Genomic DNA, 8,743 nt, shown 5'->3' with positions numbered 1-8,743 from the left:
TGTCTGATCGGCATGACGATTTCGCTTTCCATGACGACGACCTCTCCGACGAGGAGCCGGTCGACGACAGGACCGAGCGGCCGGCGCTTTCGCCGCGCGAGAGCGAAGTGCTGGCGCTGTTGGCCGAGGGCGCGCCCAACAAGGTGATCGCGCGGCGCTTGAACATTTCCGTGCACACGGCGAAGTTCCACGTCGCGGCGATCCTGATCAAGCTAGGTGCGGCCAACCGCACCGACGCAATCGCCATCGCCATGCGGCAAGGCCTGGTGCTGGTCTAACCTCCGAGCCTACGCAGCGTAATCAACATCCGGCGTGTTGGGCCTTGCGCGGCACGCGACCGCCGCGCAAGGATCACGCTTGTAATGTTGCAAGGGAGGCGCAAGACATGTCGCTCAAGGGAAAGACGCTGTTCATCTCCGGCGGGTCGCGCGGTGTCGGGCTGGCGATCGCGCTGCGCGCTGCGAGCGACGGCGCCAATGTGACGATCGCGGCCAAGACCGCCGAGCCGCACCCGAAGCTGCCGGGTACGATCTACACGGCGGCTGAGGAGATCGAGCAGGCAGGCGGCAAGGCGCTGCCGATGTTGTGCGACATACGCGAGGAGGGGCAGGTGGCCGAGGCGGTCGCCCGGACCGTCGAAAAGTTCGGCGGCATCGACATCTGCATCAACAATGCCAGCGCCATCCAACTCACCGGCACGCTGGAAACCGATATGAAGCGCTACGATCTGATGCACCAGATCAACACCCGCGGCACGTTCCTGGTTTCCAAAATGTGCATTCCGCACCTGAAGTTGGCTGACAATCCTCACATCTTGAATCTGGCGCCGCCGCTCGACATGAAGGCCAAATGGTTCAAGAACCATGTCGCCTATACGATGGCCAAATTCGGCATGTCGATGTGCACGCTGGGCATGAGCGCGGAGTTCGCCAGGGACGGCATCGCCGTCAATTCGCTGTGGCCGATCTCGACGATTGATACGGCAGCGGTGCGCAATCTCCTGGGCGGGGCGACAGTGGCGGCGATGAGCCGTTCGCCCGATATCGTGGCCGAGGCCGCGTATACGATCCTGCTCAGGCCGTCGCGCGAAGCGACCGGCAATTTCTACATCGACGAGGAGGTGCTGCGCGCCGAGGGCGTCAGCGATTTTTCGATCTATGCGCCTGATGCAACAGGCCCGCTTGCCGGCGATTTCTTCGTGCCCGACGAGGTGTTTGCGAATTCGGAAACCAACATCAAAAGTATCTACTGACGGCACCAGACGCCGTTCTCGCTCCGCAGCCTTGCTGGCTTTGAGGCGACCGTGCAGAATTGTCTAGGCATAGGCTTCAGTTCAACACCGAAGCCAGAAACAAAAACCCCGCCGGCGAGGGGGTACCGGCGGGGCTCATGTGTCCCGCTGGAGTCGGGACAGGGCAGGGAAGCCCTGGTCAGAATCTGGGGTGGACGACCTCGCGATTCAATGCCTGGTTAAATCGCGACGTACATTCTCCTTCAACCTCGGCTCATTGCCGGAAATTGCCCATCCCGGTGAAACCGGGGTGGGCTACGTCTTCCCGCAGAGATTCCAGAAACCGGGTCAGGTTTCTGGAATTGCGAGTTAATTCGCACTTGCTACCGGCGCCACCAGCGAGGTGATGCGGCGGATGGCGACGCGACGGTTCTCGCGCTCAGGCTCCGACGTGTCGACCTTGAGGTACTCCTCGCCATAGCCCTGTGTCGTCAGGTTCTCCGGCGGGATGTTGAAGGCATTGGTCAGGGCTTCGGCGACCGCTTCCGCGCGACGGTCGGACAGGGCGAGGTTCGCCTCCGGCCTGCCGACGGCATCGGTATGGCCTTCGATCAGGAAGGTTTCCGCCGGGTTCTTCTCCAGCAGCTTTTCCATGGCGCTGGCGACGCCTTCAAGTTTCTGCACCTCGGTCTCGGGGATCGAGGCTGAACCGAATTCGAAGTTCAGCGTGTCGAGGTCGATGCGGCGGGCGATGTCGCGCACACGGGCAGAGCGCTTGACCTCGTCGATCGAGTAGAGGCGCTGCACCCTCTCCACCGGCGGCTGTTCGAGGAAGGCATAGTAGTCGTCCGGATCCTCGACCTCTTCGGAATCCAGAATGTACTCCTCGCGCGGAATGTCGATCCGAATCGGCGGCAGGTCGTCACCCGGATCGCGCCAGTCGCCATCGTCCTCATAGTACCGCTCGTCGACATAGCTCAGCACGTATTCGCGCCCGTCGGGCGCGATGCGTGAACGCCGGATGACGTCGCCGTAGCGGTTGCGGATGGTGACGATCTGGATTCCGTTGTCACGCTCGACGATTTCCCGGGTGCGATCGCCCGACAGTTCCTCATAGTAGACGTTCCGCGCGCCACGGCGCATGCGCGGCGTATCGTCGCTTTCCACGATCGTCTGGTTGTTGAACTGGAGGATAACGCGGTCGCCGAGTTCCCTGACGAGGTCGACCCCTTGCGGACGCGGACGGCGGCGAAGGTCCTCGACGTCGGGCACACGCTCGACGCGTTTGCCCTTTTCCTCCGTCACCGGAACCATTCTCTCAAGCTTGATCGCCTGCTGGGCCGTCCTGTCGTCGGTCGGCGGCGGTTCCTGGTCGGCCGGAGCCGGCTTCGGGGCTTCCGCCTGCTCGCCGTTCTGCTGGGTGGGCTGACCACCCGCGTCCTGGCCGCCCGTCTCTTGCGCGTTGTCCCTGCCGCCCTTGCGCTTGCGCTTGGCATCCTTCTGGCTGTCGAACACGGGAGCCTCGCCCTGGGCCGGACCTTCCCCTTCGGCGGGCGCGGCCTGTTGGTCCTCGGCGGGCTGCTCGCCGGGCTGCTGTCCCGTCACCGGCTGTTCGCCGATAGGCTTCTTGCGACGGTCCTTAGCCTGCTCCCGGGGCTTTTCGCCCTCGGCGGGAGCCGTTTGCTGGTCGGTCGGAAGCGGCTCGGCCTGCTCGCCGGCGGGCGTGTCCTGTTCGGCTGGCGCAGCTTCGATCTGCTGATCCTGGTCCCGCTTCTTGCGCGGCTTGACCTGCTCGTTGTCATTTGCAGGTGCGACCTTCTCGCCTTGCGCCGCCTGTCCGGCAGGCTCTTCGGCAGGTGCCGTTTCGATCTGCTGTTGGTCGCGCTTCTTTCTGCGCGGCTGCTCTTCGGCCGGGGCGGCCTGCTCGGCTGGCGCTGCTTCGATCTGCTGTTCGTCGCGCTTTTTTCTGCGCGGTTGTTGCTCTTCGGCCGGGGCGGCCTGTTCGGCCGGGGCTGCTTCGATCTGTTGTTGGTCGCGCTTCTTCCTGCGCGGTTTTTGTTCTTCGGCCGGGGCTGCCTGTTCGGCCGGGGCTGCTTCGATCTGCTGTTGGTCGCGCTTCTTCCTGCGCGGTTTTTGCTCTTCGGCCGGGGCCGCCTGTTCGGCAGGGGCTGATTCGGTCTGCTGTTGCTGCTCGCGCTTCTTCCTGCGTTGATTGCCCTGCTCGTCGCCGGAAGGCGCGGCCTGCTCCGTGGGAGCCGATTCAGCCTGCCGCTCGCGCTTCTTGCGCGGCTTCTGCTCCGGTTCCGCCTGCTGTGCGCAGCCTTCCGCCGACTCGCCTTCGGGGCAGTTAGACTGCGCCAGGATCAGTGGGGCCGTCATGCCTTGCAAAGAATCGAACGCGGCGCTGCCCTGCAACGGGAATGCGCCCAACGGCGCGGACGCCATCAGCAGGCCAAGTGCCGTGCCTGCCAGAATCCGTGGTTGGCGTTTCATTAAAAATCCTCCTTTTGGCGTCCCATCCCGGCCCAAACTGTTCATCAACCGGATTGGTTCCGGTTAGCAGGCATTAACGGCCACGAACGGCGATTGGCCGGCGTTTTGAAGGCGACTTCGTGTCATTCCTATGGTGCCGGCCTATGGTGCCGGCCGGCTTTGCGTCTGTCGCGGTGCTTGACCTTGACGCCAGCGGGGGCCACATCCCGTCAATGGAAACGCCGTTCTGGAAAACCAAGACGCTCGAAGCGATGACCCCGGCCGAGTGGGAATCGCTTTGCGATGGCTGCGGCAAATGCTGCCTGTCGAAACTCGAGGACGAAGACACCGGCGAGATCTACTGGACGAGCGTCGGCTGCCGGCTGTTCAACGCCGAAACGTGCCGCTGTTCGGACTATGCCAACCGGCTGGCGCGCGTCCCGGACTGCGTCGGGCTGACGCCGCAGAATGTGCGCACTATCAGCTGGCTGCCCAAGACCTGCGCCTACCGGCTGGTCGCCGAGGGCCACGATCTCTACTGGTGGCACAGGCTGGTGTCGGGGAGTGCCGAGACCGTGCATGAGGCCGGCATCTCGATGCGCGGCCGGGTCAGCGCCAGCGAGACCGATCTTGCCGAGCCGGACGACTATTTCGAGCACATGCTGGACGACGAGCCTTAGGGGAGCCTCGAGCCAGGGCCCGGAACCGGCTGCGCGACAGGGGCGTTTCTATCCAGATTGTTCAAAACCGGCTAGATTGTTCAGAACCGGCCAGTGGTTCAGAACCGGAAGTGGAGAAACTGCGAAATTACCTCTTGTTGCCACATGAACCCAATATGAACGGCTGGTTCGTAAAAAGTTCAGATACGCAGGCGCATTCTCTTCCCTATCGGTTCGACCAAGACACATTGGTTCGAGCAAGACACACCGGTTCGATAAAGAAGGGCGGAAGCCCTGAACAAGGAGAGAAGACAATGTTCAACACGATCAAGACGGTCGCCCTTTCGGCGCTTATCGGCCTCGGCACGCTTGCCGCTATCCCCGCCACTGCCCAGGCAGACAGCATCTATCTCGGATTCGGCAATAACGACGACCCGCGCGTCGGCGTCTATACCGGCGACGACGATTATTTTTATCGCGAACGCCGCCGCGAACGCGACTGGCGCCGGTCCTGCTCGCCGAACCGTGCCCTCAATAAGGCCGAGCGCATGGGTCTGCGCCGCGCCCGTATTGTCGACGTCAGCCGCCGCACAGTGAAAGTAGCGGGCCGCCAGTATGGCGACCGCGTGCTGGTCGTGTTCGCCAATGAGCGCGGCTGCCCGGTCCTCTACCGGTAAACCTTCGGCACGTTGCCTGCCGGCAACGGTCTGCTTGGTAGTATGAGCTTCTGCGAAGGTCAGCTTGGGACATGACCTTCTGCGAAGGTCAGCTTGGGACATGACCTTCTGCGAAGGTCAGTCCGGAGACAAGACCTTCTGCGTCGGTCTTGAGTAGCGGAGCCCCTTTCCGCCAGGACGGAAGGGTGCGGCTCGAAAAAACCCCGGAGGACCGTTCTCCGGGGTTTTTTTATGCAGCAAAGGCCAAACCGTTCACGGGGCGGCGGTCACTTCAACTCGAAAGTGACGTTGACCTGCACCGTGTAGGAATTCTCGCCTGCCTGCACCGGAACCGATTCGCGGGCGGCGTCGAAGGCCTTGGCGTTCATCGGTATCGGCGGCGGCGCGACATTCTGGTCGGTGATTTCCAGCACCCGCCCGATGCTGACGCCGGCGGCTTCAGCCAGCGTCTTTGCCTTGGCCATGGCGTCGGCGACCGCCTTCTTGCGGGCTTCGGTGAGGGTTGCAGCCGGATCCTCGTTGGAAAACGAGATGCCGCCGCCCTGGTTGACGCCGAGCGATACCGCCTTGTCGAGAATCTCGCCTGTTTTGTCGATGTCGCGGATGCGCACCGAAAGCGTGTTGGTCACCTGGTAGGCGATGAGTTCGGCTTCCTGGCTGCCGTCCGGCTTGTTGGTGTAGTTGTAGCGCGGGCTGATCTGGATGCCGGCTGTCTGCAGGTCGCGCTCCTTGATGCCAGCCGACTTCATAGCGGCGATCACGGAGGCCATGGCGTCGTTGTTGCCATCGAGCGCGGCACGCGCGGTCTTGGCCTCGCGCATGACGCTGAGCGTCAGCAGCGCCAGATCGGGGGCCGCGGTCGCTTCGCCTTCGCCGGTAACGACGATGCGGGGCGGGGGCGGCGAATCGGCCGCGCCGGCCATCGCCGGAAACGCGATTGCGGCGGCGACCGCCAAGGGCAAAAGATGTCTGGTCATAAAAATCTCCTCGGTCTGCGATCCAGTCGCGCTTGTCGACTACCGCATCGGCCCAAAAATCGGAATCGATTTCGGCAAGCACGATGCGTAGATTCAAAGCGTTAGAGCGTACTTTGCGCGTCTAAGTGGACGCATGTCGCTCTAATGTCTGAATATGGGCTGATTTGGACGATCTCGGCCAGCCAGTTCGGAAAGCCTTGTGCGGTTCGGGGAAAAACATTAATCCAGCCGCGTGTGGGGCCTGTAGCTCAATGGTTAGAGCCGGCGGCTCATAACCGCTTGGTTGGGGGTTCGAGTCCCTCCGGGCCCACCATAACCTTTGATTTCATTGATGAAAAGTGCCCTCGGCCCAAAACGTTTTGGGCCCATTATGGGCCCAAGGAAAGGCCGTGGCCCCGGTTGGTTCCGACTCGATTTGGTTATTTGACAATGCGGAGGTTTGTCCGCCGCTTCATGGCGTCGCGTTTGGCCTCGCGCTCGTTGATGGCACGAGCAATATCAACCGCGATCCGCTTCTTATTGGCCTCGCGGACATACTCATCCGTCACGGCCATTGAGGAATGGCCCATCGCATCCATAATGGCCCGCGCTTGGATGTTGCATTCAGCGAGGTAGGTGCCGAAGGTGCGGCGCAGGCCATGGAGCGTGTAGCCGCTAGGAATTCCCGCCTGCCGCGTCCAGTGCTGCATCATGCCGGTCAGGCTCTTTTCCGAGAATGACTTGCCATAGGCGTTCTTTAAGACAGTGCCGCCTTTCGAGCGATCGAGCGGGTCCAAGGCCGCTGCTAATTTGTCTACGACTGGAATGAACATCTCCCGTCCGCCATGGCGGTTGCGGTTCTTCTTCTGGCGGAAATCAAAGGCCTCGATGAGCACCAGTGAGCCGTCGAACAGTTCGATCTCTTCGGTTAAAAGATCGTCCCACTCAAGAGCAGCGATATCCCCGCGCCGATTTCCAAGCCAGAAGCCGAGTGCATAGCAGGTGCGTGCGGCTGTGCCGATGGGGTGTCGCTCCTCGAACCTTTCGCGCATCGCAATTGGCCAAGCTGGGTTCTTCGTCGATTTGGGCACCCGCACACGGACAGATAGCGATGGATCATCCTGCGGCTTGATCCATTTTTCGACATCGGTCGCGACCCATAGAAGTTTCTTGATGGCGACCAACATGTGTTTGGCGACTGTGCGGTTTGTCCTGAAGATGCCTTCAATGATGGCGCGAAGTCGATCCGCGTCGAGATGTTCAACAGGAGTATCGCGCCAGGTGAGTGGGTAGTTGGGATCGACCCGCAGGTTGAGAAATCGCTCAATCAGTCGCGCATTCTTCTGCTGCGTGGCTTCATCAAAATCCAGCCACTCCATTGTTGTTTCAAGCCGGCGCGCGGCATGGCCAAAGGTTTTTGGCAGTGCCCGACCGGGCAAATCGATGATAACTGCCTTCTTGCCTTGCCCCTGCGTGGCTTTCTCGTAAGCCGCCTCGAACTCGGGATGGCCGGGCTTACCGGGAAGGCGGATTTCGGGCATGCCTTTTGCGCGGTAGCGATAAGCTAGCTTGCCGTTCTTGAGACGCGAAGAGACCCCAGGGTATCGCGCATCCTTGAAGGGCCTAGCCATCAAATGCTCCTTCCAGTCTTCTGCCGCCTGTGCTCAACGCGCGGGGAGTTCTCCAGCATCGCCTGTAGCGAAAGGGCTTCGCTTTCGATGGCAACGCGCAGGAGCACCGGGTAAGGGAAGCCTCTGCCTTGCTCTATGCCTTCGAATGTGCGTCTCGGTATTCCCAGCACCTTAGCTGCGGCTTCGGCAGTGAATCCTCCCTTGGCCCGCCAAGCTTTAACTTCTTGGGCAATCTTCTCATTCTCGTCCACGTCACGCCTCCCCCACAGCCCATTGGCCTACTACGCCTTTGGCGTATACGCAATGAACGTAGCACTATCTTTTTGCCCGTCTCGTTTGCTTCGCTCTAACAGCTCTTGGAGACCGCCGTCTTTGTCCGGCAACGATGTGAAAGCGATGTCCAGAGCTACACGATCCCAGACGGTGCGACTGTTGATGCGCTTAGGCTTCGGCATACGCCCATCGGCAACCATTTCGTCGAAAAGCGTCGATCCGACACCGATATAACGAGCTGCTTCCTCACGAGAGAGACCTCGCGGCGGATATGAGAATGCGTCACTCTTCATGGACGCTGGCTTGTCCCTGATACTCCGGAGCGTGTTGGTGTCGAAGCACAAAGCCGCATCCTGGTTGCCATTTCGAAGTGACGAGATCGTGCTCAGTTAAATAAGAGGAGCCCCGTTGAGCGGAAGCGGCCTGACTAGGTCCGTTCGGCGCAAACTGGCAGCAACGTGTGAACCGGATGGATCACGTTAGGAGAGCGTTTCTAAGCGGACTCGTGGGGCAAGTTGTGGACCGCTACGTTGCATTGTGCAGATCGGGGCTAACCACCTGCGACTGCCCCGCTGGGCCTCTTGCGCACCCTTCTGTATTCCGAGGGTTGCCGTTGAAAACGGCCGCCACAGAACTGGCCCTCTTATGTGCCAAAACCGATATGCTCATTCCGACGTTGAGGTAACCAACGCGATTTCGGGCGCCGCACAGCGATCGGCAGCTTTGTGCCGGGAGTGGCGACCGACGAGCCGCTGCTCAGACGTCGCGCGTGGGGCCGAACACGGCTCGTCCGCTTTTTGAACGCATCTGGCAAACGCAGTCCGTTCCCCATACCACTCACTGG

Annotated in this window: 9 protein-coding genes and 1 tRNA gene; 5 read left to right on the top strand and 5 right to left on the bottom strand. The window is 61.4% G+C overall.

What is annotated here, in order from left to right; genetic code table 11:
- Together EOA85_RS19645 and EOA85_RS19640 are read left to right on the top strand one after the other, a co-directional pair.
- A partial coding sequence (locus tag EOA85_RS19645) for a LuxR C-terminal-related transcriptional regulator (protein ID WP_164759755.1) occupies positions 1-278 on the top strand: 278 nt, incomplete at its 5' end.
- Positions 279-385: 107 nt separating this feature from the next.
- Positions 386-1,252, top strand: coding sequence for an NAD(P)-dependent oxidoreductase (locus tag EOA85_RS19640; protein ID WP_127210839.1), 867 nt, complete (start codon positions 386-388; stop codon positions 1,250-1,252).
- A gap of 348 nt (positions 1,253-1,600) precedes the next feature.
- On the opposite strand, the gene EOA85_RS19635 is transcribed toward EOA85_RS19640, so the two are convergent.
- Positions 1,601-3,724, bottom strand: coding sequence for an OmpA family protein (locus EOA85_RS19635; protein WP_127210838.1), 2,124 nt, complete (start codon positions 3,722-3,724; stop codon positions 1,601-1,603).
- A gap of 212 nt (positions 3,725-3,936) precedes the next feature.
- Between EOA85_RS19635 and EOA85_RS19630 the strand changes: the two genes are divergently transcribed.
- Complete coding sequence (locus EOA85_RS19630; RefSeq protein ID WP_127210840.1) at positions 3,937-4,383, top strand: YcgN family cysteine cluster protein; 447 nt, start codon at positions 3,937-3,939, stop codon at positions 4,381-4,383.
- 293 nt (positions 4,384-4,676) lie between these two features.
- Positions 4,677-5,039: a hypothetical protein gene (locus EOA85_RS19625; RefSeq protein ID WP_127210837.1), complete on the top strand. Its 363-nt coding sequence runs from the start codon at positions 4,677-4,679 to the stop codon at positions 5,037-5,039.
- Positions 5,040-5,305: 266 nt separating this feature from the next.
- Here EOA85_RS19625 and EOA85_RS19620 read toward each other — a convergent pair whose 3' ends face one another.
- Positions 5,306-6,016 carry an SIMPL domain-containing protein gene (locus EOA85_RS19620; protein ID WP_065009271.1) on the bottom strand — a complete coding sequence of 237 codons (711 nt, stop codon included), beginning with the start codon at positions 6,014-6,016 and terminating at the stop codon, positions 5,306-5,308.
- Positions 6,017-6,253: 237 nt separating this feature from the next.
- Here EOA85_RS19620 and EOA85_RS19615 point away from each other — a divergent pair.
- Positions 6,254-6,329, top strand: a tRNA-Ile gene (locus EOA85_RS19615).
- A gap of 106 nt (positions 6,330-6,435) precedes the next feature.
- On the opposite strand, the gene EOA85_RS19610 is transcribed toward EOA85_RS19615, so the two are convergent.
- The 3 genes from EOA85_RS19610 to EOA85_RS19600 are packed head-to-tail and all read right to left on the bottom strand — an operon-like array spanning position 6,436 to position 8,192.
- The gene (locus EOA85_RS19610) at positions 6,436-7,626 is read right to left on the bottom strand and encodes a site-specific integrase (protein ID WP_127210836.1); all 1,191 of its coding nucleotides are present in this window, start codon (positions 7,624-7,626) and stop codon (positions 6,436-6,438) included.
- Positions 7,626-7,877, bottom strand: coding sequence for a helix-turn-helix domain-containing protein (locus tag EOA85_RS19605; protein ID WP_245485888.1), 252 nt, complete (start codon positions 7,875-7,877; stop codon positions 7,626-7,628). The genes EOA85_RS19610 and EOA85_RS19605 overlap by 1 nt, the downstream gene beginning before the upstream one ends.
- 30 nt (positions 7,878-7,907) lie before the next feature.
- Positions 7,908-8,192 (bottom strand): hypothetical protein, encoded by a 285-nt coding sequence (locus tag EOA85_RS19600; protein WP_127210835.1) that lies wholly within the window; start codon positions 8,190-8,192, stop codon positions 7,908-7,910.
- Positions 8,193-8,743: the final 551 nt, after the last annotated feature.

Source organism: Mesorhizobium sp. M5C.F.Ca.IN.020.29.1.1 (assembly GCF_003997375.1).
GTDB classification, from domain to species: Bacteria; Pseudomonadota; Alphaproteobacteria; order Rhizobiales; family Rhizobiaceae; genus Mesorhizobium; species Mesorhizobium wenxiniae.
The sequence above is the reverse complement of the archived record's forward strand: the minus strand, read 5'-3'. Positions and strand labels throughout refer to the sequence as shown.